This window comes from Kosakonia oryzae (genome assembly GCF_001658025.2).
In the GTDB taxonomy this organism is placed as follows: Bacteria; Pseudomonadota; Gammaproteobacteria; order Enterobacterales; family Enterobacteriaceae; genus Kosakonia; species Kosakonia oryzae.
In genome coordinates, this window is sequence record NZ_CP014007.2 from 1,207,974 (window position 1) to 1,232,419 (window position 24,446).

The window sequence follows — 24,446 nt, forward strand, 5'->3', positions numbered from 1 at the left end:
AATTCTTTTAATTCAGCTTGTTAACTATTAGGAATAATACGCAGAGGAACTATTCATTGCTCCAATTAAGAATAGTCTTAATGTGCGAAAAATAGGCTATAATTAAAATTATTTCCTTTCAAAATCGCTGTTTTCCTCTGGTTGTGTCGCGTCATTATGGTAAAAGTCAATGATTTTTAATTCCGCCGCCAAAAAAAGTAGTTTGCTGCGCCGATATAACCGTCTGCTTAATAAGTACAGCACTTATCCTAACGAATTATCACTGGCGCAGATTGCTGAAACCCTGGCCTGCACGTCACGTTATGCGCGCTCATTGCTGAATGAGATGCAGGAAGAGGGCTGGCTTGCCTGGAGTTCCCGGCCGGGACGCGGCGCGCTGGGCGTTTTGCAGTGCCGGATGACCACGGCGGCGCTGGAAACCTTGCTCGCCGGGGAGTATCCGGCGGCTGAGACGAAAAACACCCCTGCGACGGTTGAAACGCGGGCTTCTGAAGATGGTTACCGTTACGTCATCTCTTTTTATCGCCCGTTGCTGACGCCGGTTCCTTCAGTGCATGTCGACAGGGCCGGACGTCATGTTTTGCAAATGGTGCACGATGGATTAATGCGTCACCTGCCAGAACAGCGCGAGCCGGTTCCCGGGCTGGCGCATACGGTACGCGTCAGTGACGATGGTTTGTGCTGGCGTTTTATGCTGCGCCGCGGGCTGGTGTGGCATAACGGCGAGCCGGTTGCTCCGGAGCAACTGTTAGCTGCGCTGCAACGCTATGTCGGCGGGCCGGGCCTGCCGCATGTGGTGTCGGCAACGCTGCGCGGTCATGTGTTGACCCTGACGCTGCGCCAGCCGGATATCATGCTGCCCTGGCGGCTGGCTAACCCGGTTTATGCTTTGCCGCATCCTGAGAATGGCTCGATAGGGCTGGGGCCGTTTCGCGTCACTGAGCACACCAATACCCGGATGGTCCTCTCGCGCGCCGCCAACTGGTACGGCGAAACACCGCAGGCCGCGGAAGTGACGTTCAATACACCGCTGAACAGCCTGCCGTTGCCGTTCGAAGTGCATCTGGATACTCCCCGTTCGCTGCTGACGCCGGACGCCGTGACCTGCAAGCAGAGCACCGATGCCTTTTACTATCTCTTTTTTAATATGCTGCGTGCCAGGTTGAGCCCGGAGCAGCAGAAGGTGATCCGCGTTCTTACGCGATCGATTAGCGCTGCCTTTATCGAGAATGAGAAAAATGCCGCCCCGTTGCCGGAGTGGATGCGCGAAGAAGAGGAGAGTTACGTCGAAACACCGCTCCCGGCCACTCTTAATCTGATCTATTTTCGTTCGCCGAAAATGACGAAGCTGGTCGGTGCGCTGGAGAAGAGCCTGAGCTATCGCGGATGTCGGCTCAACGTAACGCCGGTGAGCGTCACCCACTGGCTGCTGCAGGATAATATCTGGGAAGAGCAGGATATCTGCTTTGCGTTTATGCGCTTTGGCCACTACCCGGAATTTTCAATGGAAGAGCGCTTTCGTCACAGCGTGATTTGGCGCTGGTTCTGGGGAACGGAACAGTGGCAGCGTGCGACCAGCACGCTGGATAAGATCAATGCCGGGGCTGCGGCGGCTTATCACCAGCGCATTCAGCGTCTGCTGCGCTTTATGATCCACCGTGGCTTGATAGCGCCCCAGTTCCTGCAACGCTACCGGCTGATGGCACCGACTTCAATTGAGGGGATTCACTGCTACTCACAGTGCTGGCCGGATTTTACTCGTCTGTGGACCGATGAACCTGATACAGATGAAGGTGTTGCCACAGGCGCGTCATGATAGTTTTATATCCCGACGATGTGCTGTTTTGTGGTTTTTAAACTCGGTTATTTGGCGGGAGATCGCTGCTCAGCGATACTTTCCGCTATCATTTTGGGTCCTCAATGTTCATTTTTGTTTTTATATTCTTTTAAAACAAATAGTTATGCTGGAATGAACCACCATAAGTTCGGCTGGACGGCAACACATTCTGCACATAAAATACGTGCTACGTGTTCTGTTAATTATTAAATTAACCAATCTTCACGTTCTGACAAATATATTCTATGACGAACAAATGGGTGCCTTAATGGCATCTTTTGGTGTTTGTTTTTTTATATATTTCCTGCCATTTACTTCCTCTTTTGTAATTAAATAAATACCGCTCTATTTATTTGTTTTTATAATGATATGTTTTGTTTATTTATTGTAATTTGTTGATAGATAAAAAAATTGCCACCAAATGGTGGCAAATCGAAAGAAGTGGTTTATATCGCATGATAAGAATGGATAATCGCATTTACTACCAAACCAATACGCGGGCGCGGTATCAGAATTTTCGCGACAGGGATATTTTCGCTATTTTCATGCTGCGCGTAAACATTATTTTTAAGCTACTTCTCTCTACAAACAACGTTAAAAGGCACAGAATATCCCCTTATTTACCGTGCCTTTTTATTTAATGTTGTGCAATTATGCTGAATCAGAATTTTTAACCGGAAAAAAAGGATCAAAAAAAGCGGTTTTACGCTTTAATGCGACCCGATGTCGTACGCTTATCAAGCTGATTGAAACATTTGGAAACACTTTCCCGCTGTTTGTACCCTTTATAGAGGCAGCGCATTACACCGAAATGCGGTACATCGTGCCTGCATCCTGCTGGCCGCTACCGCCGCTTGCGCCGTACATCGGTGAAGAGGCTACCTGGCTTACCAGCTTCTTCACGTCGTTCACCCGTTTCATGTGCATCTCCAGCAGTTGAAAACTCTGCTGGTTCTGCTCATTACACTTTTTCACCACGCGGGTAATGCGCTCCCACAGGGCGGCAGGTTCGCGATGACGCATAAAGGGAGGCGCTATCCGCAGCTGCGTCTCTTCCTGACGGCGTTGTTCATCATAAAAGTTGATCGCCGCTAACAGTCGGCTCTTGTTATCCGAGATCACCTGGAGCGAGACCGGATTGATTTGCGCCTGACTTAACTGGCGGTTCTCTTCGGCGAGCGTGCTGTCCAGTTCGTCCAGCCGCTTCACCATGTTGTGCAAAATAACGGTAAAATTTTCCATCGTTACATCAGACTCTGTATTACGAGAAATTGAAGATGTCGCGCACCAGCGCGCTGGCGATTTTGTCGCTGTCGAGGGTCAGTTCTCCGGCATCCATTTTGGCCTTGATCTCGGCAACGCGTGCGGTATCGATATCCCGGCTGGTATCCGATTTGAACTGTTGGGTCAGTTGGCTGAGTTTGACCTGGGTGCTGGATTCTCCGGCGGCGTCTTTACGCGCTTGAGAAGCCTGAGCGTTTTTGTCGCGTATCTCAGATTGAGATTGCATGCTGGTTGCCTGGACAGGCTTCGCCTGCCGGGTGCGTTCTATGTTCATACTGTTCCTGGTTTTAATGCGTTGCGTGGGCCTTTAATACATAAGTCGGCACGCAGGCAATAAAACTGAAATCAATTGTCCATGTTCATACTTACCCTCTCGTCGCCAGTCACAACGGCAGTCACAATCTGCCCATTACGCATCTGTACCCGGACGCGATCGTCCAGCCCGCCGTTATTCAGCGCTTTCCCCCGGGCGTGGATCATAAAGCCATTGCCCGGCGCGATGATCTCCACTTTCTGGGTCGCCAGTACCGCCCAGCGATGGCGCAACTGGTTGGCTGTCAGCGGTTGCCCCGGATGCAGCGTGCGCGTAGGCGTGGAGCCGATAATCTTTTCTGCATCGAACAGCAGACCGGCGGGTAAGTTGCCCAGTTCTCCCTCCATCGGGCGAATATCCTGCGGGGTGATGACCTGGCCGGCGGTGAGCGGGCGTGCAACGACCCAGTATTTGCCGATGGCGTTTACCTTTATCTGAATAAATTGCTGCCTATTCCCGCAGCGGGCCGCCACGCTGCGATTTCCGGTCAGGCGCGCCGGATGCCCGATAAGGCGCAAATTCGGCTCAGGGCAGAGCTTCGCGAGTCTCGTTTCGGGCGTCAAAATGGTGATATGAAACGTTGGCTGATTTTGCCCTTCATTATTAGCAGCCAACAGACTGGCGATTCGGTTTTGCAGTTCGCTGGTCGCTGCCTGCGCCGGGGACAGAGATAACCCCCAGCACATTAATAAAGTGCATGAGAGTTTACTTAATGAAATAGGCATAACAAACACGGCTCTGTTGATAATATGGAAATATGTCGGATATAGTTATTTGATTGTAATGGAGTACATCTTTTATTGCTGAGTAAAATGCTGACACTTTTGCTGGCTATTCCCGCTATTAATGTTGCCGGTTATCGCCACGTTATCTTTTTGTCATCCTGCTTTTTTTGAAGTATCCAAATGCGCTTACTTCTGACGGGTTTTTAAAGTTTAGAATAATCTGCTTGTCTCTTAGACTATGCCCATAATTATTTCCCGAACGAGGGCGAGTCGTTTCATGTTTGACAAACTTGATAATGAATTACGTTTCCAGCAGCAGGCATTGAGTTTGATGTCCCGTCGGCAAGATATTCTGGCATCTAATATTGCGAATGCCGATACCCCAGGATATCAGGCGCGAGATATTGATTTCTCTAAGCAATTGAAAAATGCGATGCGTCAGGAAACACAACATAATGGCCCATTGTCATTAGCATTAACGTCCGGGAAACATATTCCTGGCACCACGCCGAAAATGGACGATCGGCAACTGCTCTACCGTATTCCTGACCAACCCAGCGCGGATGGTAATACGGTGGATATGGATCGTGAACGCGTTAATTTTGCTGATAATAATGTGAAATATCAGTCGAGTTTAACCATTCTCAGCACTCAGATTAAAAATATGATGAGTGTCATTAATCAGGGTTAATCATTCTCATGTCGCTGTTTAGTATTTTCAATATCTCTGGCTCAGCCATGTCCGCTCAGTCAAAAAGACTTAACGTAAGTGCCAGTAATATGGCGAATGCCGACAGTATCGCCGGGCCGGATGGTAAACCTTACCGCGCCAAACAGGTTGTATTTAATGTCGATAACGCTGTCGGTCAGAATATTGGCGGCGTAAAAGTTAGCGGTATTACTGAGTCTAACGATCCGGATCGTCTGGTATATGAACCTGCAAATCCATTAGCGGATGACAAAGGTTACGTACATATGCCGAACGTCGACGTCGTCGGTGAAATGGTGAATACCATTTCGGCTTCCCGCAGTTATCAGGCGAACGTTGAAGTTATGAATTCGGCAAAAACGTTAATGCTGAAAACGCTGACCTTAGGCCAATAAGGATTGTTATGTCTGTTTCACCCGTAATGAATAACCAGACCACGACGACCGCGAAAACTCGCGCTGCGTCTGAGTCGTCGGGCTCTGGTGGCGTCAGCACCAACTCCACCGCCAATGAGCTGCTGGATAACTTTATGACGTTGCTGGTCGCGCAGATGCAGAACCAGGATCCAACATCGCCAATGGATAACAACCAGTTGACCTCGCAGTTGGCGCAGTTCAATACCGCCGCAGGCGTCGAGCAGCTTAACAGCACCATGGACAGCATGGGCGTGCTGGTTGCCGGTATGCAGCAGATGAACTCAGCGGACTGGGTTGGGCGCGACATCATGATCAAAGGCGATCCGGTGGTCTCTACCGCTGAAGGCGGCAACCAGAAAATGGGCCTCAACCTTGGCAGCGATGCGGATGAAATCACCGTCACGCTGACCGACTCCGCCGGTAATGCGTACACCACCACCCTGCAGGACGTGAAAGCGGGTGTTCATCAGTACACGCTGGACGATTTGGGCGATTTCCAGCCTGCCGATCCGCGCGCGCTGAGCGATACCACCTTCACCGTCTCTTTCTCCGCGACGAACGCCGACGGAAATACGCCTGAAGTTGAAGCGCTGAAGCCTGCAAAAGTTCAGAGCGTTGCGTTCACCGCCAGCGGGGCGGAGCTGCAATTGGGTATCGATGGTTCAGCCTCACTGAGCGATGTGTTCCTCATCGAATAATTTTCACCTCTAGTTTTGTGCAATCACTGTACAGGGGATCTATTAAATGGGTTTTTCTCAAGGCCTTAGTGGCCTGAATGCCGCTTCGCAGGCACTCGATGTTGTGGGTAACAACATTGCTAACTCCCAAACCGTAGGGTTTAAATCAGGCGCGATTGCGTTTGCAGACGTTTTTGCCGGATCGCAGATCGGCATGGGCGTTCAGGTTGCCGGTGTAAACCAGAACTTCAGCGATGGTGTTCTGGGCGCAGGCAGCAGCCAGCTGGATATGGGTATCCAGGGCAACGGTTTCTTCCGTATGGTCACCGAGGCGGGCAACGTCTTTTACAGCCGTAACGGTCAGTTTGAAACCGATCAGAATGGTTACATTGTTAATAGCCAGGGCATGCGTCTGACGGGCTATATGGCCACGGGCACCCCGCCTGCAATTCAGCAGGGTTCACCGGTTGGGCCGATTCAGATCCCGACCGGCCAGATGCCGGCTCGCGCCTCTGATGCTGGCTCGATCAGCGGTAACCTCGACTCCGGCAACGACGTTGTAACCACCACGCCGTTCGATCCGGAAGATGGCGACAGCTACACCTACTCCACCCAGGTTAACGCTTACGACAGCCTGGGCAACGAGCACGCCATTAACGTCTATTACGTTAAAACCGCCGATAACAAGTGGACGGCTTACTCCGTTGACTCTACCGCACCGGGCGCGACGCCAGGCCAGGTGGATCTGGAATTTGATACCTCCGGCAAGCTGATAACTAACCCGGCAGATCTGAACGTGCAGGGCGCGGCCTATAAAGGCGGCGATGCGCTGAACTTCGACATCGATCTCTCTGGTCTTACCCAGCAGGCTTCGGAAAACACCATGGACAGCCCAAGCACCACCGGTTACCCGCCGGGAATGATGAACGGCTACAACGTGGGTGATAACGGGCAGATCATTGCAACCTACAGCAACGGTAAGAGCCAGTTGCTGGGCCAGGTGGTGCTCTCCAACTTCACCAACCCAGGCGGTCTCTCTTCGCAGGGTAACAACTGCTGGGCGGAAACGCCGGAGTCGGGCCAGCCGGTCATCGGTATCGCCGATACGGGCAACCTGGGTTCGCTGAACGGCAACATGCTGGAAGCTTCCAACGTGGATCTGAGCCAGGAGATGGTCAACCTGATCGTCTACCAGCGCAACTATCAGTCCAACTCTCAGACCATCAAAACCCAGTCTGACATCCTGCAAACGCTGGTTAACCTGGGCTAAGGGTAACGTCTTATGGATCGCGCGATATATACCGCGATGGGTGCCGCGAATGCGGCGCTTAGTCGCCAGGCGGTAACCGCAAACAATCTGGCTAACACCTCAACCAACGGCTTTCGCGCTCAGATAGCGGCTTATCGCGCTATTCCGGTGCACGGCCCGTCAGTTGAAACCCGCACGATGGTAGCGGCCTCCACGCCGTGGAGCGATGACACCATGGGTGCCATCAATCCGACCGGGCGCGATCTGGATGTTGCGCTGCCGCAGAACGGCTGGCTGGCGGTACAACTGCCGGATGGCAGCGAAGGCTATACCAAAGACGGCAACATTGAAGTGGATGCTGAAGGCACGCTGCGTGTTCGCGGTATGCCGCTGATGGGCGATGGTGGTGTGGTCACCGTGCCGCCGCAAGCCAAATTGACCATTGCACCAGATGGCACGATCACCGCGCTTGGCGCGGGCGATGAACCGACAGCGGTTGCGCAGGTTGGGCGGCTAAAGATGGTGAATGCCTCTCCGGCGCTGCTGAAAAACGGCGATGACGGTCTGTTTCACGTTGCCGATCCGACGACCCCGGCGACGCTTCCCGCCGACGCGAACCTCAAATTGATGCCCGGCATGCTGGAAGGCAGCAACGCCAGCCCGATGAAATCAATGGTGGAGATGATCGCAACGGCCCGTGGTTTTGACATGAACATGAAAGTCATTACCACCGTGGATGACAACGAAAAAAGCGCCAACCAGTTACTGAGCGCCGGTTAACCCCGGCGAGGAGAAAGAGAATGATCCGTTCCCTGTGGATTGCAAAAACGGGCCTTGAAGCTCAGCAAACCAATATGGATGTAATTTCCAACAACCTGGCGAACGTCAGCACCAACGGCTTTAAACGCCAGCGCGCTGTGTTTGAAGATTTGATTTATCAGACATTGCGCCAGCCGGGAGCGCAGTCTTCCGAACAGACCACCATTCCTTCTGGTTTGCAGTTAGGGACCGGTGTTCGTCCGGTGGCGACCGAGCGTATTCACAGCCAGGGCAGCCTGACGCAGACCAATAACACCAAAGACGTGGCGATTGAAGGCAGCGGTTTCTTCCAGGTGCTGCTGCCGGATGGAACCACGGCCTACACCCGCGATGGCTCGTTCCAGTTCGATCAGAATGGTCAACTGGTGACCTCCAGCGGCTATCAGGTGCAGCCTGCAATTACCATTCCGCAGGAAGCGCAAAGCCTGACCATCGGTAGCGATGGCACGGTCAGCGTCACGGTCGCCGGGCAGACTGCGCCGCAGCAGGTTGGGCAACTGACGCTGTCGTCATTTATCAATGATTCCGGCCTGGAAAGCATTGGCGAAAACTTATACCGCGAGACGCAATCCTCCGGCGCACCGAATGAATCGACCCCGGGTCTGAACGGTGCCGGCACCCTGAAACAGGGCTACGTGGAAACGTCCAACGTTAACGTAGCGGAAGAGCTGGTCAACATGATCCAGACCCAGCGCGCTTACGAAATCAACAGTAAAGCGGTTTCCACCTCTGACCAGATGCTGCAACGCCTGGCTCAACTTTGATCTTTAGCCGCGGGCTCACTCGCGGCTGCTTTTCCTTTAGTGACTGAGATGACCAATCACCTTTGCTCTCTGCCTCTGCTCCGTCGTCTGGCAACGACCCTTATTCTGCCGTTTGTGATCGCTGGCTGCGCGTATATCCCGCAAAAGCCGCTGGTGGATGGCGCAACCAGCGCGACGCCCGCACCCGTTGCGGCGGCAGCGGTCAATGGATCGATTTTCCAGTCGGGGCAGGCGATGAACTATGGGTATCAACCGCTGTTTGAAGACCGCCGTCCGCGAAACATCGGCGACACGCTGACCATCGTGCTGCAAGAAAATGTCAGCGCCAGCAAGAGCTCTTCCGCCAATGCCTCGCGTGATGGCTCGACGGATGTCGGCATTACCGCTGTGCCTGGTTTTATGTCCGGGCTGGTTGGCCGCGGGAAGGCGGACGCCTCGTTCAGCGGCAGCAACGATTTTGCCGGTAAAGGCGGCGCGGCGGCGAAAAATACCTTCAGCGGCACCATCACCGTCACGGTGAAACAGGTGCTGGAAAACGGCAACCTGGCGGTGGTGGGCGAAAAACAGATCGCCATCAACCAGGGGACTGAATTTATACGTTTTTCCGGCATCGTGAACCCACGCACTATCAGCGGCAGCAATACGGTTGTTTCCACCCAGGTGGCTGATGCACGCATTGAATATGTGGGCAACGGCTACATCAACGAAGCACAACAAATGGGCTGGTTGCAGCGGCTGTTCCTTAACCTTTCTCCGATGTAATTGATGATGAAAACTGCTTTTTTAACCTGCTTTATGGCGCTGCTTTGCCTGCTGTTACCGGCAACAGCCAGCGCAGAACGTATCCGCGATCTGACAACGGTACAAGGCGTTCGCAGTAACTCACTGATGGGCTACGGCCTGGTGGTTGGGCTGGACGGTACTGGCGACCAGACCATGCAAACGCCTTTCACCACGCAAAGCCTGAACAACATGCTGTCGCAACTGGGCATTACGGTGCCCGCAGGCGTCAACATGCAGTTGAAAAACGTGGCAGCGGTGATGGTGACTGCTGAGTTACCGCCTTTTGCCCAGCCAGGCGCGAAAATTGACGTCGTGGTTTCCTCGATGGGTAACTCGAAAAGCCTGCGCGGCGGCACGCTGCTGATGACGCCGCTGAAAGGGGCCGACAGCCAGATTTATGCGCTGGCGCAGGGGAACCTGCTGGTTTCCGGTGCGGGGGCGCAGGCAGGCGGCAGCCGGGTGCAGGTCAATCAGCTTAACGGTGCCCGCATCAGCGGCGGCGCGACGGTAGAGCGTAGCGTCCCGTCAGGTTTTGCCGGGCAGAACACGCTGATGCTGCAACTAAATAATGAAGATTTTACCGTCGCGCAGCAGATCAGCGACGCCATCAACCGACGCTACCCTGGCAGCGCCAGCGCGCAGGATTCCCGTACTGTGAGCCTGCGAGCGCCGTTAGACAGCGCATCACGCGTGCGTTTTCTTGCCGAAGTGCAGGATATTCCGCTGCGTGTTGATGCAGGCGATGCGCGGATCATTATCAACTCACGTACCGGTTCGGTGGTAATCAATGGTCGCGTGGCGCTGGATTCCTGTGCCGTTGCGCAGGGCGATCTGGCGGTCGAAGTGAACCGAACCAACCAGGTCAACCAGCCGAACACGCCGCTGGCGGGCGGACAAACCGTGGTGACGCCGAATACGCAGTTGTCGGTGCGCGAGCAAAATGGCTCCCTGCAACGGGTTAACACCAGCACCGATCTGAACAGTGTGGTCAGAGCGCTGAACAGCCTGGGCGCGACGCCGAACGACTTGATGGCGATTCTGCAATCAATGAAAGCCGCAGGCTGCTTGCGGGCGCGTCTGGAGATCAACTAATGAATAGCGCAAGCGTCTCGCAGGGGGCGGCATTTGATGCGCGTTCGCTTGATAAGCTGAAACTGGCGGTCAAGGATGACTCGCCAGACGGGCTTAAAGCGGCAGCGAAACAGATGGAAGGGCTGTTTGTGCAGATGATGCTGAAAAGCATGCGCCAGGCCTCGTTCAAAGATGGCCTGTTCAACACCCAGCAGTCTGAGATGTTCACCTCGATGTACGATCAACAGGTGGCGCAGAACATCGCTGATAAAGGGCGAATGGGCTTTGCGGATCTGATGATCCAGCAGATGACCGGTAAAGCCGCGAGTGCGGGCAACGTGACGACAACGCAGGAAGTGCCGCTGAGTATCAGCCCGGCGCAAATGCTTGTCGCGCCGCTGCATTCTGCGCTGCCAGCGGCGAATGCTGACGTGGAAAATACGCCAGAACTGGAAGCAGAGGTACTGCCTAAAACGGCGGCCGTTTCCGGGGAAGGGTTTATTTCACGCCTGATGGCCCCGGCGATGAAAGTGGCGCGTATGAGCGGGATCCCACACCAGTTGATTATTGCGCAGGCGGCGCTGGAATCGGGCTGGGGACGCCGGGAAATTATGACCAATGACGGTAAACCCAGCCATAACTTGTTTGGTGTAAAAGCGACAAGTAACTGGCAGGGGGAAACCACGGAAATTACCACCACAGAATATGAGAATGGCGTCGCGCAAAAAGTAAAAGCGAAATTTAAAGTTTACGATTCTTATGCTGACGCGCTGGCCGATTATACATCGTTAATAAGTAGTAATCCGCGTTATAGAAATGTTGTTAATTCAGATTCACCGGAAATAGCCGCGAAAGCACTGCAATCCGCAGGTTATGCGACCGATCCGGCGTATGCGAAAAAACTCATTAATATAGTTCAACAGGTCAGACAGCATGTGAATCAGGCGGTTGATGCGTGGTCGTCAGATTTTTCTTCGTTATTTTAAGCCAAAGGCTTTAGTGAATTCTTAGCGGGCCGATTAAAGATATAGAGCCTATTTTTACCGGAGACAATGGATCTCCTCTTCCGATCATGGTCGATAATTTATGAATTTATTCAATCTTGCCCAAAGCGGGCTGAGTGCTGCTCAAAACGCATTGAATGTCGTCGGTAATAACCTGACCAATGCGACTACATCAGGCTATAGCCGACAGAATATTATTCTGGGAGAAGCGGGTGGTAAATCCACAAATTACGGCTTCTTCGGCTACGGCGTAAAAACAGGCGACGTACAGCGTGCCTATGATGGTTTTATTAGCAATCAGGTGCGCGGCGCATCCACCCAATATATGTCATTAACGGGTCGTTACGAGCAAGTTAGCCAAATTGATAATATGTTGGGCGACAGCACCAATAATATTTCAACCAGCATGGACGGTTTGTTTGAAGCGATGGAAGCCGTGAGTAAAGATCCGGTTGATCCCGCGGCACGTCAGGGTGTACTGGCGCAATTTAATGCCATTGCTAACCAATATCACTCAAACAGCTCAACATTAAACGGTCTTGAGAAAAGTACGAATACGCAAATTGATCAGACCGTGACGGATATTAATGCCTATACCAAACAACTCGCCGAACTGAATCAGCAGATTGAAAAGATTCACGGGCAGACCGGTGGTATGCCATCCGATTTACTCGATCAGCGCGACCAGTTATTAAACCAGCTGAGCCAGAATATCGGTATTAAGGTTAGCGAGAATAAAGAGACTGGCACGGTTGATGTCTCGATGGGTAATGGCATGGCGCTGGTCAGCGGCGGTAAATCGTACCAGTTGCAGGCCAGCACTTCCGCAGAAAACCCGGCGCAGACGGTGGTTTCCTATGTCGATGCCTCCGGCAATGCGCTGGCGCTGGATGAAAATGCGACCTCCGGCAAGTTGGGCGGGCTGTTTAAATTCCGTAATGAAGATCTGGTTTCCGCACGCGATCAGCTAAACCAACTGGCGCTGCAAATGGCGAACAAGTTCAACGAAGTGAACGGCAACGGTTACGATCTGAACGGCAACGCTGGCGGCGATATTTTTTCCATCGGCAACCCGCAGGCGGTAGGCAATACCGACAATGCGGGCAGCGGCTCGCTGGATGTCTCTTTTACCGATATCACGGCAGTGGAATCGCAAGATTACCAGTTGGTTTATAACGGGCCGGGCAGCACCGACTGGACGGTAACGACTCGTGACGGGCGCACCATCACGCCGACCATTGGCGGCAATGGCGAACTGGAGTTCGAGGGCATTTCCATTATGCCAGGCGGTACGCCGCAGCCGGGCGACAGCTTTACGCTTAACCCGACCGATGGCGCGGCCGATCGCATCGCCGTTGCTATTACCGATGGCGATGAAATTGCGGCCTCTTCTTCAGCGGATCCGACAGACGAAAGTAACAACGAAAACATCCTCGCGTTAATCGGCATTAAAGATGAGGAAGTGGTGGACGGGAAGACGCTGTCGGGCGCGTATGCCAGCCTGGTCAGTTCCGTCGGTTCATCGGTGAGCGCGCTGAAGGGCGACATTACCACCTCCGCCAAAGTCTACGACCAGTGGTCGCTGCAGCAGCAGTCGGTCTCCGGCGTCGATATGAATGAAGAGTACGTCAATATGCAGATGTTCTCTCAGTACTACCAGGCGAATGCGCAGGTATTACAAACGGCGACCACCATTTTCGACACCATTTTAAGTATCCGTTAAGCCTGCGGCCAGCCTGGCTGGCCCACGCTATCCACTCTACAGGGATAAATGATGCGTCTTAGCACACAGTTTATGTTTCAGAGCCGGATTGACAGCCTGTCGAAGGCGATGACCGGTTATAACGATCTCTCCAGCCGCTTGTCTGCCGGACAAACGCTGCTGACGCCGTCTGACGATCCGACTGGCGCTTCACAGGCGGTAACGCTGCAAAGCGCTCTGTCAAGAATGAGCCAGTTCGATATGGCGCGTACCTATGCGCAGGACGCACTGGGTCAGGAAGATAACACCCTCGGTTCGATTGCCAATCTGCTGTCTGAAGATCTGAGCGAAAAAATCGTCGCCGCAGGTAATGGCGCTTATTCTGATGAAGATCGTCAGGCGCTGGCGACGGAATTGCAGGGGATCCGTGACAACTTGCTGGATCTGGCGAACACCAAAAACAGCGATGGCCGCTATATCTTCGGCGGCTACAAAACCGGTTCCGCGCCTTTCCAGGATGACGGCACTTACGTTGGCGGCGACACGGCGATGACGCAAGTGGTTGCCGACGGTGCTGAAATGCAGGTCGGTCATACCGGCAGCGATGTCTTTATGAGCGGTACGGCGGATGATCTGTTTGCCTCGCTGGATGCGGCTATTTCCGCGTTACAGCAGCCGGTGACTAACGATGCCGATCGCCAGGCGTTGCAGGATACGCTGGATAGCACCAACCGCAGCATCAAGAGCAACATTGATAACCTCGGTAAAGTGCGCGCCGTCGTCGGTACCAACTTACAGCAACTGGAAACGCTCGGTTTCAGCGCGGATGCGCTGGGGATTGATACCCAAAGCCATCTGCAAGAGACATTAGGTTCTGACTGGGATTCGATGATTACACTTTTATCGCAGTCAAAAATGTCTGAGTTCGCGCTGAATTCATCGATGACGGTTTTTCAGTCGATGCAACAACTGAATATATTCAACATTGTTGGTTAACCTTCGCGGTACTTTTTTTATCGTTTATCGGCAGGAGCGAAATTAAAACCACACGGAAAAAATATCGTTAAAAGATATTTTGTGGCGCTCCTTTACTTCAAAGGTCTCTCTATGTTTAAAGAGTTAAAAATTTCAACCGGGATCAGTATTGTTCTCGGTGTTATTGTTGTCTGTATTATTTTTGTTTCATCTTACGGATTGAGTAATGCGCTGACTGCGGCGGATAATTTCGATGCCACTGTTGTGGCGAATAAAAAAATTGATACGCTTAATGACGCATTAATCAACGTTAACAGTACTGTTGCCCGTGTGAATGCCATGATGCTGGCCGTTATGCTGCAACAGGAAATAAAACAAGAAGATCTGGTGGCGATCGATGCAACCCTGGCTGACGCACAAAAAAAGGTGAGCATCTTCGGCAATACGCCTTTCGATGATGAAACCGAGAAAAAAATCGGCCATGACATTCAGCAGAGCTTTGAAGCAGTCATTGCTACTACGGTGAATAAAAAGGGATTTATCACTAATCCAGGCAACTATCACGGTAACCTGCTGGCAGAATCCAGACAGCGTATTGCCTTGCAGGATCACGTTTCTCAATACGTAGAGTATGCGAATCGTCTGCTCAAGCAGTACGGTGAAACCTCGCATGGGCACATCCAGAAAATGACTATTTTCACCGTCATCGCGCTGGTGGTGGCTCTGTTGTGTGCCTTCCTTTCCCGCCAGTGGCTGAAGAGAACGCTGTTCCGTCGTCTGGAGCAGGTGAAACAGTCTTTTCAGTTAATCGCGACTGGGAACCTGAGCGAAGCGATTGATATTGGTGCAAAAAACGAAATTGGCGAGATGCTGATTGAAGTTGAAAAGATGCGCCTGTCGCTGACAGATACGGTCTACGGCATTCGTAACGGCGTGAAGCATATTTATGGTAACGCGCAAGAAATCGCCAACAGCAACAACGATCTCTCTTCACGTACCGAAGAGCAGGCTTCCGCGCTGCAACAAACCGCAGCCAGCATGGAAGAGCTGAAAATCACTGTACGTCAGAATGCCGACAACGCCCATAATGCGAAACAACTGGCGGAAAGCGCCAGCAGCAGCGCGCAAAGTGGCGGTGAAGTGATGGGCAATCTTGAGCGCATCATGGAAGAAATTACGGTTAACTCCCGTCAAATTGCCGACATCAACAGCGTTATTGACAGCATTGCTAACCAGACCAACATCCTGGCGCTCAACGCGGCAGTGGAAGCGGCCCGCGCCGGGGAACAGGGTCGTGGCTTTGCCGTGGTTGCCGGTGAAGTGCGTAACCTGGCAAAACGCAGCGCCGATGCGGCCAAAGAGATCCGTCAGCTGATCAACACCTGTGTAGCGAATATGAATACCGGTTCGCAGGAAGTGCAACTGGCCGGTACATCGATGCAGGAGATCGTGAAGTCTGTTATCCAGGTGACTGATATTATGGCGGAAATCGCTTCTGCTTCTGAAGAGCAAAGCACCGGCATCAACCAGATTGCCCAGGCGGTTAACGAAATGGACCTCGTTACGCAGCAGAACGCCACGATGGTTGAACAGGCGGCAGGCACGGCTACTAATGTCGAACAGCACGCCCGTAATCTCGATCAGATTGTCGCGGAGTTTACGGTAAATGAGCATCATGTTTCGGCTGTAGCGCGTGAGCGAAATAAGGTTGAAATTCCCCGCGTGGTTAATTCTCCGGTTATTCGGGAATTCACACCTGCGCAAAAAACAGAAGGTGAATGGGAAACCTTTTAATTTCTGTCGTGCCGTCTCAGCGTAAATAAGGAGTATGTTTCACTTTCCGTTCGCTTATCGGGCTATTTGATTTGGCGATTATTAATAATAATTTAAATATATTAATAGCACTTCGGGAATGGTTATAGTGAATGGGATTTATAGCTCTGACGGCACAATTCAGAAAGAACAACTATGGCCTAAATATGGTTATTTAGTCCGCTACGAAGCACTGAAATTACAATCCAAATTATCATCAAGCGTTGATATTGACGATTTAATTCAGGCAGGCGCCATTGCGCTTCTGGATGCAGTAGAACAGTTTGACCCGACTAAAGGGGTCAAGATGAGTGTTTATATTGCGCAACGCCTTCGCTGGGCATTTATGGATGAATTACGCGAACATGACTGGGTTCCTCGCCGCGTTCGCCGTAAATCCCGCGAAGTCTCTGCCGCGATTATGCGCGTGGAACAGAGCACCGGCGGTGCAGCTTCGGAAGCGGATGTTGCAGCGGAAATGGGAATGTCGCTGCAGGAGTATCAGCAGACGCTGGCAGAAACGAATACCAGCATGCTCTGCTCGCTGGATGAACTTCAGGAATTGCTGGCAGATGGTCTTGAACTGGAAGAGCTGGAACAGGATCACTTAGACCCGTTGCATGATGCGCTGTTAGGCGATCTGACAAAGCAAGTCAGCAATGAGATCAAAGCGTTGCCGGAAAGAGAGCAAACGCTGCTGAATCTTTATTACCAACAAGATTTGAATATGAAAGAGGTTGGCGTGCTGCTGGGCATTACGGAAACACGCGTGAGCCAACTGCACAGCCAAACAATTAAACGGTTACGAGCCCGCCTGGAAGAGCGCGGGTGGGAATAATTAGGGTACGTTTACTATGAATGTGACAGCGTTTGACGAGCCACTGCAATGTATCCGTGATATGAATCTTTCTTATCTGCTGCTGGCGCAGCGGTTAATTATGGAAGATAAATTATCCGCTACATTTCGCCTTGGGCTGAATGAATCAACAATTGATATGTTGAAAGATTTATCGCTTTCGCAGCTTATTAAACTTTCATCAACAGGCCAGCTAATATGCCGCTTGCGCATTGACAGCGATATGGTAATTGACTGCCTGACGAAAGATTCGCGTATTGATGCTTTACAAAACATTCATACTGGAATCATTTTGTCGACAGAGTTACTTAAATCGCTTGCTGAGGAAGAACGTCCAGCAGCCTGATAGGGAAATATCTATGTGTGAAAAAAGCATCATCTCTGAAATCAAGGATGCGCAAATTGCCGTGGAATTGATTTCCTTTGGTGCACGGATGCAAGTCCTCGAGAGCGAAACAAGTTTAAGTCGCCGCAGGCTTTTAAAACTCTATAAAGAAATTAAAGGATGTTCACCACCGAAGGGGATGTTACCTTTTTCCGCTGACTGGTATATGTCCTGGGAACAGAATATTCACTCATCGATTTTCTATAATATTTATCGTTGTCTGGAAAAAACCGAAGGTGGCCGTCCTGTTGAAACAATGCTGAAAGGTTATCGTCTGTATCTTGAGAATAGTCTTACCAGCAAAGATAAAAAACCTGTGCTCGGTATTACTCGCGCATGGACATTATTACGCTTTGTTGATTGCGGCATGATCAGGCATACGGAATGTTGCTCTTGTGGTGGTTCGTTTATTACTACGCAGGAGAATCCCGATGCGATATACACTTGCAGTTTATGTTTTCCGCCTTCGCGCGCAATTAAACGTGTCAGCCCGGAAGTTTTTTTAATGGAACGGTACCGGTAAATATCGGTTCACTGCTATGTACATCACCACCCCGTGAATAACGGCAGCGATGCGTGCCCGGCTACGCGCTTATATGCATGGAAGAAAGATGGTAAACGGACGTTTAGATTATTAAGGAGTTAACGTGTTAGTCATTATTGGCTATGTCGTGGTATTTGCAGCCGTATTTGGTGGCTTTGCTATCAGTGGCGGTAATCTCGGCGCACTCTTTCAGCCGACTGAATTATTAATCATCGGTGGCGCCGGTCTGGGTGCTTTTCTGGTGGGGAATAATGGCAAAGCGATCCGCGCGACCATGAAAGCTTTTCCTCGGTTCTTTCGGGGTTCGTATTACACCAAAGCGTTATACATGGACTTAATGGCGCTGATGTATCTGCTGTTGTCCAAAAGCCGTCAGAGTGGGGTTGTTGCGCTGGAGAACGACATCGAAGACCCGCAAAACAGCGCCATTTTTTCCGCCTATCCGCGCCTGCTGGCGGATTCCGAAATCATGAATTTCCTCGTCGATTACCTGCGTCTGATGATCAGCGGCAATATGAATGCCTTTGAAATGGAAGCGCTGATGGATGAGGAGATCGAAACCTGCGAGCACGAACACGATGTTCCGGCGAACAGTATCAATGCCGTGGGCGATGCGCTGCCGGCATTTGGTATCGTTGCGGCGGTGATGGGCGTGGTCAATGCGCTGGCGGCGGCAGATCGCCCGGCAGCGGAGCTGGGCGAACTGATTGCCCATGCGATGGTAGGAACTTTCCTCGGCATCCTGATTGCTTACGGTATGGTTCTGCCGCTGGCAACGCTGTTGCGTCAGCGTAGCGCCGAGCATTTGAAAATGCTGGAGTGCATTAAAACCACGCTGCTGTGCAGCATTCATGGTTATGCGCCGCAGATTGCCGTTGAATTCGGCCGTAAAACGCTCTATTCGACAGAGCGCCCGAGTTTTGCCGAACTTGATGAGCACGTTCGCGAAGTCCGCTCCTCTTCATCGTCCGCACCGACGGGAGAGGCAACGTGAAGAAAAAGTCAGCCGCAACCATTGTTGTCCGCAAATTCAACCGAAAAAAACACGAGTCGCATGGCGGCTCATGGAAAATCGCCTACGCGGACTTTATGACCGCGATGATGGCTTTTTTCCTGGTGATGTGGCTGCTCTCATCCTCTTCTCCGGAGCAGCGCATACAGATCGCTGAATATTTCAAAGTCCCGCTGAAAAACGCGCTGGCGAAGGGCGATAAAGTCAGCCTGAGCGACAGTGTGATCCCCGGCGGTGGGGACGATCCCGTGAAGAACGACGGGGAAGTCTTCAAAAAGACGTTGAATAAAATTGATGAGAAAAAGCGTGAAGCAAATCTGAAACGCGCCAGAAACAAGCTGCAAAGCCTGATTCAAACCGATCCTCGTCTGAACAATTTCACCTCGAATTTACGGCTTTCGCTGACCGATGATGGTCTGCTCATTCAGATCACCGACAGCGCCGATCGCCCGATGTTTAAAGTCGGCAGCCCGGTGCCGGAGAGTTATATGGTGAATATCCTCCAGGCCCTTGTTCCGGTGCTGAATGAATTGCCTAACCGCATCATTATGACCGGTCATACCGATGCGCAGCCCTATGCCAACGGTGAAGCGGGTTACAGCAACTGGGAGCTCTCCTCCGATCGCGCCAACGCATCGCGTCGCATTCTGATCAGCGCCGGGCTTGGCAGTAACAAATTTATCCGGGTGATTGGTACCGCCGACACTATGGTGCAGTCAGGCACCATCGCCAACGACCCGATTAACCGGCGTATCAGTATCCTGGTGCTCAGCCAGGAGCGCGCCAAACAAATCCTGCAGGAAGATGTGCTGCTGCGTGAACCTGTCTCTCTGTTGGATGACAGTAAAAAAACGGAGCAGGGCGCAGCCGCACCTGCACCTGAATCAACCGTCAAAACGGTCATGGAGAAGAACTAATTGGATATCAGCGACTTTTATCAGGCTTTTTTTGATGAGGCTGACGAGTTGTTGGCCGACATGGAAAAGCACCTGCTTGACCTCGATCTGCTGTCGCCAGACAGAGAAGTATTGAATGCCATTTTTCGTGCCGCTCACTCGATAAAAGGGGGAGCCGGTACGTTTGGTTTTTCTGCGCTGCAGCAGACGATGCATATTCTGGAAAATCTCCTCGACGATGTTCGTAGCGACAAGTTACGGATTACCGAAGAGATTCGAAGTTTGTTTTTGGAAGGTAAGGACATCATGCAGGATCAACTGGACGCCTACAAATCCTCCTCTGAGCCGGATCAGGAGGCTTATCAGTATATTTGCGAAGCGCTACGGCAAATTGCTAACGAGCACGCCGCACAGCCGCCCGTTGCGGCGATTGTCCCGGCGGCTATCGTCGCGTCAGTGACGGCCGCGGCCATCGCGGTGCCGGTGGCAGCCGAAGAGGGTGAACCACGCCTGCTCATCGTGCTGCAAAAGGTGAAAGCTGAGGATCAGGATCCGCTGCTGGAAGAGCTGGCGAATCTGGGGAGCATCAGTGATGTGCAGCGCGAAAATGGCGCGTTGCAACTGGTATTGCAAACCACCACCAGCGCCGACGATATCCAGGCGGTGCTGTGCTTTATTCTGGAACCGGAACAGATAACCATCTCTCCGGCGCCCGCCAAAGCCGCCACTCCGGTTACCGTTGAAGAGCATGCCGGGCCGGAAGTGGCAGAAAGCAGCGCGGTTGCGCAGCCTGTTGCTGGCGCTTCAGCACAGGCGCGTCCTTCGCGACCGGAATCTTCACGCAACCGCCCGCAGGCGGCGGAAGCGAGCAGCATTCGCGTCGCGGTGGAAAAAGTGGATCAGATCATCAACCAGGTTGGCGAACTGATCATCACGCAGGCGATGCTGTCGCAGCTTTCCGGCACCCTTGATTCATCAAGCCACGATACCCTGCTCAATACCATTGTTCAGCTTGAGCGTAATGCCCGCGACCTTCAGGAATCGGTGATGTCTATCCGCATGATGCCGATGGATTACGTCTTTAGCCGCTTCCCGCGTCTGGTTCACGATCTGGCGGCGAAACTGAATAAAGAGGTGGAGCTGACGCTGGTGGGCGGCTCCGCTGAGCTGGACAAACGCCTAATCGAACAGATCGTCGATCCGTTGACGCATCTGGTGCGTAACAGCCTCGATCACGGAATTGAACCGGTTGACGTGCGTCGCGCCAACGGCAAGCCGGATAAAGGCAACCTGGTGCTCTCTGCGGAACATCATGGCGGCAACATCATTATTGAAGTGAGTGATGACGGCGCCGGGTTGAACCGCGAAAAAATTCTCGCGCGGGCGCAGGCTCAGGGCATGTCGATCAGCGAAAACATCAGCGATGAAGATGTGTGGATGTTGATTTTCGCCGCCGGGTTCTCCACCGCAGAAAAAGTGACGGATATCTCCGGTCGCGGCGTGGGTATGGACGTTGTGCGCCGTAATATCCAGGAAATGGGCGGCCACATCACCCTCCATTCTGAGCAGGGTAAAGGTTCGACCATCCGCATTATTTTGCCGCTGACGCTGGCCATCCTCGATGGCATGTCGGTTCGCATCGGTTCTGAGATCTATGTGTTGCCGCTCGGCAGCATGATGGAATCGTTAATGCTTTCTGAAACCAAAATGCACCGTATGACCGGCGGCGAGCGGATGTTGCAGGTGCGCGATGAGTATTTGCAGCTTGTCGAGCTGGGACAACTTTTTGGCATTCACGAAGCGGATTACGACATCAGCGAGGGAATTGCCGTGATTGTACAGAGCGCGGGTAATCGTTATGCCCTGCTGGTGGATCAACTGATCGGTCAGCATCAGGTGGTAGTGAAAAACCTCGAACAGAACTACCGCAAAATACCGGGCATTTCTGCCGCCACCATTCTGGGGGACGGTAGCGTGGCGTTAATACTGGATGTCGCCGTGTTAACGACATTAGCCAAAAAAAGAGATTCGCTGACAATGGTGCCTGAATTACAGGTTGGAAGGTTATTAAATGAACTTAACTGATAAAGAAAAGCAATTGAAGGATGACGCGGGGCATGAATTCCTCGCCTTCCGTCTGGGTAATGAAGAGTACGGCATTGAGATCCTGAAAGTGCAGGAGATCCGTGGCTACGATCGCGTGACGCGTATTGCCAATACGCCAGACTTTATCGCGGGCGTCACCAATTTGCGCGGCGTGATTGTACCGATTGTCGATCTGCGGGTGAAATTCGCTCTTGAGTCGGCCAATTTTGATGACAATACCATTGTGATTGTCCTCAGCCTGAACAGCAGCCGCGTGGTGGGTATTGTCGTTGATGGTGTTTCCGATGTGCTGTCGCTGGACGCCGCGCAGATTAAACCTGCGCCGGAATATACCGTGGCGCTCTCCACGCAATATTTGCTGGGCCTCGGTTCGATGGGCGAGCGGATGCTGATTCTGGTGGATATCGAAAAACTGTTGAACAGTGATGAGATGGAACTGATCGATAAAGTGGCCGATAACGGCTTCAATTAATTCTTAACTGCGTTTTTATTTCACAAGCCTCTCCGGTCAACGGCGAGGCTTTTTTTATGGGGGCTTATTGCTGTAAAAATGGCGTGAGTCTGCAAGGGCGCAGTAAAAAAACGCCGTATCCTCGCGATAACTTCCAGCGATCATTCCTCATAACCCCTTGAGTCTCTATTTCCCCTTCCCTGAAAACATTTGCCAACCAGGTCGCTAAGAAACGTCTGTATGCCTGAATTCCATACGGAAATGTTTTTTTGTGATACCGCCATTTATCCGCCGGACAGCGAACAGGGTAATCTCAACGGCGGCTTTCGAGAAAAACAAACCATTTGCCGCAGGTGTTCAGGCTAAGGTCTGGTGGTAATGCCCGGTTGATAAATCTGCATAAATGTGAAACACGAGGGAGTGATATGAAAAGAAACATCGCTTGTCTGACGCTGGCCATTACCGCTCTGCTGGGCAGCGCGGCGGTTCCGGCTTTTGCGGCGCCCTTGCCGGTGACGCCTGATTTGTCGGTGCCGGTCAGCCAGTATGTGACGCAGGTTAACGCCGATAAAAGCATCACCTTTCGCCTTTTCGCGCCGGGCGCAAAACGGGTCTCGGTGATCACGGGCTCGACCCCGGACAGCTATGTTTCCCATGATATGAGCAAAGACGCCAGCGGCGTCTGGTCCTGGAAGAGCGGGGTGCTGGCGCCGAACCTCTATGAGTACTATTTCGATGTCGATGGCTTCCGCTCGGTGGATACGGGAAGCCGTTTTCAGAAGCCGCAGCGCCAGGTGAATACCAGTCTGATTCTGGTGCCGGGCAGTATTCTCGACGATCGCGCCGTGCCTCATGGCGATCTGTTGACGGTGACTTATCACTCGAAAGAGCTGGGCTCCGAGCGGCAGGCCTATATCTGGACGCCGCCGGGTTATAACGGAAAAGGCGAACCGCTACCGGTGCTCTATTTCTATCATGGTTTTGGCGATACCGGCCTTTCGGCAATCGATCAGGGGCGTCTGCCGCAGATCATGGATAACCTGCTGGCCGAAGGGAAAATCAAACCGATGCTGGTCGTGGTTCCGGATACCGAAACCGACATCATGCAGGCGATCCCGGAGAATTTTCCGCCGAAAGATCGCCGTAAAACATTTTATCCCCTCAATGCCAAAGCGGCAGACCGCGAACTGATGCACGATATTATTCCGCTGGTTGACGCGCGGTTTAACGTGCGCAAAGACGCCAGCGGACGCGCGCTGGCAGGGTTGTCGCAAGGGGGATATCAGGCGCTGGTTTCCGGGATGAACCACCTTGAAAGCTTCGGCTGGCTGGCGACTTTTAGCGGTGTCACCACCACAACGGTACCCGATGCGGGTGTTAGCGCGCAGTTCAGTAAACCGGCGTTAATTAATAAGCAACTGCATAATTTCACCGTTGTTGTCGGCGAAAAGGACTCCGTCACCGGAAAAGACATCGCCGGGTTGAAGAGCGAGCTGGAGAAACAGGGGATCAAGTTTGATTACAAAGTGTACCCCGGTCTGAACCATGAAATGGATGTCTGGCGTCCGGCGTATGCGGAGTTTGTGCAGAAACTGTTTAAGTAATATCGTGCGCCCGCGCCTGTTTTACTCTCTTACCCTGAAAGCGTGGATGAGTGAAGCAGGTGCAGGTTTTCCCGGCAATGCGCTTACTTCAACGCGATGGCAATCACAGGCGATCGCCATCGCGTTGGGCTGGAAGGGGCGGGTTCTGCCGAGGAAAGTATATTGGCGACGTCGTTTCGCTGTTTATAGTGTTAATGCTTACCGACGGGGCGATCCTTTTGATCACCTTACGATTCAGCAAATTAGACCATACAAAATAGGATATTTTTCAGCGGCATTACGGTGCTAATTCCAGTCTGTAAGGAATTACGCTCATTCTTGCTTTAATAGTAATAAGATGAATTTATGAATCTTTCTTATAACACTTTATTAATAAGCAAAGCACAGCTATGCTGCAAGTGTTAATCTTTAGCGTTGAGTGAAAAATGTATTTGCCTGTTGACCACAACAAT

At 52.1% G+C, this 24,446-nt stretch carries 24 protein-coding genes; 21 read left to right on the plus strand and 3 right to left on the minus strand.

Going from position 1 to position 24,446, the window contains the following annotated elements; all coding sequences use genetic code 11:
• Nucleotides 1–169 precede the first annotated feature (169 nt).
• Complete coding sequence (locus AWR26_RS05890) at nucleotides 170–1,816, plus strand: SgrR family transcriptional regulator (RefSeq protein ID WP_064564286.1); 1,647 nt, start codon at nucleotides 170–172, stop codon at nucleotides 1,814–1,816.
• Between the two features lie 822 nt (nucleotides 1,817–2,638).
• On the opposite strand, the gene AWR26_RS05895 is transcribed toward AWR26_RS05890, so the two are convergent.
• The 3 genes from AWR26_RS05895 to flgA all read right to left on the minus strand — a co-directional run bounded on the left by AWR26_RS05895 (nucleotide 2,639) and on the right by flgA (nucleotide 4,159).
• Nucleotides 2,639–3,079: a flagella synthesis protein FlgN gene (locus AWR26_RS05895; protein ID WP_064564288.1), complete on the minus strand. Its 441-nt coding sequence runs from the start codon at nucleotides 3,077–3,079 to the stop codon at nucleotides 2,639–2,641.
• A gap of 19 nt (nucleotides 3,080–3,098) precedes the next feature.
• Nucleotides 3,099–3,395, minus strand: a complete 297-nt coding sequence (flgM, locus tag AWR26_RS05900) for a flagellar biosynthesis anti-sigma factor FlgM (protein WP_043952552.1) — start codon at nucleotides 3,393–3,395, stop codon at nucleotides 3,099–3,101.
• A gap of 71 nt (nucleotides 3,396–3,466) precedes the next feature.
• Nucleotides 3,467–4,159, minus strand: a complete 693-nt coding sequence (gene flgA, locus AWR26_RS05905; protein ID WP_064564290.1) for a flagellar basal body P-ring formation chaperone FlgA — start codon at nucleotides 4,157–4,159, stop codon at nucleotides 3,467–3,469.
• Nucleotides 4,160–4,436: 277 nt separating this feature from the next.
• On the opposite strand from flgA, the gene flgB reads away from it, so the two are divergent.
• The 20 genes from flgB to AWR26_RS06005 all read left to right on the plus strand — a co-directional run bounded on the left by flgB (nucleotide 4,437) and on the right by AWR26_RS06005 (nucleotide 23,994).
• Entirely contained in the window at nucleotides 4,437–4,850 is a 414-nt protein-coding gene (gene flgB, locus AWR26_RS05910; RefSeq protein ID WP_043952554.1) for a flagellar basal body rod protein FlgB, read from the plus strand.
• Between the two features lie 8 nt (nucleotides 4,851–4,858).
• Nucleotides 4,859–5,263: a flagellar basal body rod protein FlgC gene (gene flgC / locus AWR26_RS05915; protein WP_043952555.1), complete on the plus strand. Its 405-nt coding sequence runs from the start codon at nucleotides 4,859–4,861 to the stop codon at nucleotides 5,261–5,263.
• Between the two features lie 8 nt (nucleotides 5,264–5,271).
• Complete coding sequence (locus tag AWR26_RS05920) at nucleotides 5,272–5,982, plus strand: flagellar hook assembly protein FlgD (protein WP_043952556.1); 711 nt, start codon at nucleotides 5,272–5,274, stop codon at nucleotides 5,980–5,982.
• Between the two features lie 46 nt (nucleotides 5,983–6,028).
• Nucleotides 6,029–7,231, plus strand: a complete 1,203-nt coding sequence (gene flgE, locus AWR26_RS05925) for a flagellar hook protein FlgE (RefSeq protein WP_007370624.1) — start codon at nucleotides 6,029–6,031, stop codon at nucleotides 7,229–7,231.
• Nucleotides 7,232–7,243: 12 nt separating this feature from the next.
• Nucleotides 7,244–7,990 carry a flagellar basal body rod protein FlgF gene (locus AWR26_RS05930; RefSeq protein ID WP_064564291.1) on the plus strand — a complete coding sequence of 249 codons (747 nt, stop codon included), beginning with the start codon at nucleotides 7,244–7,246 and terminating at the stop codon, nucleotides 7,988–7,990.
• A gap of 20 nt (nucleotides 7,991–8,010) precedes the next feature.
• Nucleotides 8,011–8,793 (plus strand): flagellar basal-body rod protein FlgG, encoded by a 783-nt coding sequence (flgG, locus tag AWR26_RS05935; RefSeq protein ID WP_043952559.1) that lies wholly within the window; start codon nucleotides 8,011–8,013, stop codon nucleotides 8,791–8,793.
• A gap of 48 nt (nucleotides 8,794–8,841) precedes the next feature.
• Nucleotides 8,842–9,555 (plus strand): flagellar basal body L-ring protein FlgH, encoded by a 714-nt coding sequence (locus tag AWR26_RS05940; protein WP_043952560.1) that lies wholly within the window; start codon nucleotides 8,842–8,844, stop codon nucleotides 9,553–9,555.
• 3 nt (nucleotides 9,556–9,558) lie between these two features.
• Entirely contained in the window at nucleotides 9,559–10,668 is a 1,110-nt protein-coding gene (locus AWR26_RS05945; protein ID WP_064564293.1) for a flagellar basal body P-ring protein FlgI, read from the plus strand.
• On the plus strand, nucleotides 10,668–11,633 hold the full coding sequence (gene flgJ / locus AWR26_RS05950) for a flagellar assembly peptidoglycan hydrolase FlgJ (protein WP_064564295.1): 966 nt from the start codon (nucleotides 10,668–10,670) through the stop codon (nucleotides 11,631–11,633). The genes AWR26_RS05945 and flgJ overlap by 1 nt, the downstream gene beginning before the upstream one ends.
• Nucleotides 11,634–11,733: 100 nt before the next feature.
• The gene (gene flgK, locus AWR26_RS05955; RefSeq protein ID WP_064564297.1) at nucleotides 11,734–13,374 is read left to right on the plus strand and encodes a flagellar hook-associated protein FlgK; all 1,641 of its coding nucleotides are present in this window, start codon (nucleotides 11,734–11,736) and stop codon (nucleotides 13,372–13,374) included.
• A 48-nt stretch (nucleotides 13,375–13,422) separates the two neighbouring features.
• Nucleotides 13,423–14,349 (plus strand): flagellar hook-associated protein FlgL, encoded by a 927-nt coding sequence (gene flgL / locus AWR26_RS05960; protein ID WP_455428492.1) that lies wholly within the window; start codon nucleotides 13,423–13,425, stop codon nucleotides 14,347–14,349.
• Nucleotides 14,350–14,460: 111 nt separating this feature from the next.
• Nucleotides 14,461–16,122, plus strand: coding sequence for a methyl-accepting chemotaxis protein (locus tag AWR26_RS05965; RefSeq protein WP_064564301.1), 1,662 nt, complete (start codon nucleotides 14,461–14,463; stop codon nucleotides 16,120–16,122).
• Between the two features lie 127 nt (nucleotides 16,123–16,249).
• Nucleotides 16,250–16,978, plus strand: coding sequence for an RNA polymerase sigma factor FliA (locus AWR26_RS05970; protein ID WP_043952566.1), 729 nt, complete (start codon nucleotides 16,250–16,252; stop codon nucleotides 16,976–16,978).
• Between the two features lie 16 nt (nucleotides 16,979–16,994).
• The gene (flhD, locus tag AWR26_RS05975) at nucleotides 16,995–17,342 is read left to right on the plus strand and encodes a flagellar transcriptional regulator FlhD (protein WP_043952567.1); all 348 of its coding nucleotides are present in this window, start codon (nucleotides 16,995–16,997) and stop codon (nucleotides 17,340–17,342) included.
• Nucleotides 17,343–17,355: 13 nt separating this feature from the next.
• Nucleotides 17,356–17,904, plus strand: coding sequence for a flagellar transcriptional regulator FlhC (gene flhC, locus AWR26_RS05980; RefSeq protein WP_064564303.1), 549 nt, complete (start codon nucleotides 17,356–17,358; stop codon nucleotides 17,902–17,904).
• A 124-nt stretch (nucleotides 17,905–18,028) separates the two neighbouring features.
• Nucleotides 18,029–18,919, plus strand: coding sequence for a flagellar motor stator protein MotA (gene motA / locus AWR26_RS05985; RefSeq protein ID WP_043952569.1), 891 nt, complete (start codon nucleotides 18,029–18,031; stop codon nucleotides 18,917–18,919).
• The gene (gene motB / locus AWR26_RS05990; protein ID WP_064564305.1) at nucleotides 18,916–19,854 is read left to right on the plus strand and encodes a flagellar motor protein MotB; all 939 of its coding nucleotides are present in this window, start codon (nucleotides 18,916–18,918) and stop codon (nucleotides 19,852–19,854) included. Before motA ends, motB begins: the two co-directional genes overlap by 4 nt.
• The gene (gene cheA, locus AWR26_RS05995; protein WP_064564306.1) at nucleotides 19,855–21,918 is read left to right on the plus strand and encodes a chemotaxis protein CheA; all 2,064 of its coding nucleotides are present in this window, start codon (nucleotides 19,855–19,857) and stop codon (nucleotides 21,916–21,918) included. It abuts the gene before it with no gap.
• Nucleotides 21,905–22,411 carry a chemotaxis protein CheW gene (gene cheW, locus AWR26_RS06000; RefSeq protein ID WP_043952572.1) on the plus strand — a complete coding sequence of 169 codons (507 nt, stop codon included), beginning with the start codon at nucleotides 21,905–21,907 and terminating at the stop codon, nucleotides 22,409–22,411. Before cheA ends, cheW begins: the two co-directional genes overlap by 14 nt.
• 404 nt (nucleotides 22,412–22,815) lie before the next feature.
• Complete coding sequence (locus AWR26_RS06005; RefSeq protein ID WP_064564307.1) at nucleotides 22,816–23,994, plus strand: alpha/beta hydrolase-fold protein; 1,179 nt, start codon at nucleotides 22,816–22,818, stop codon at nucleotides 23,992–23,994.
• The last annotated feature ends 452 nt before the right edge of the window (nucleotides 23,995–24,446 follow it).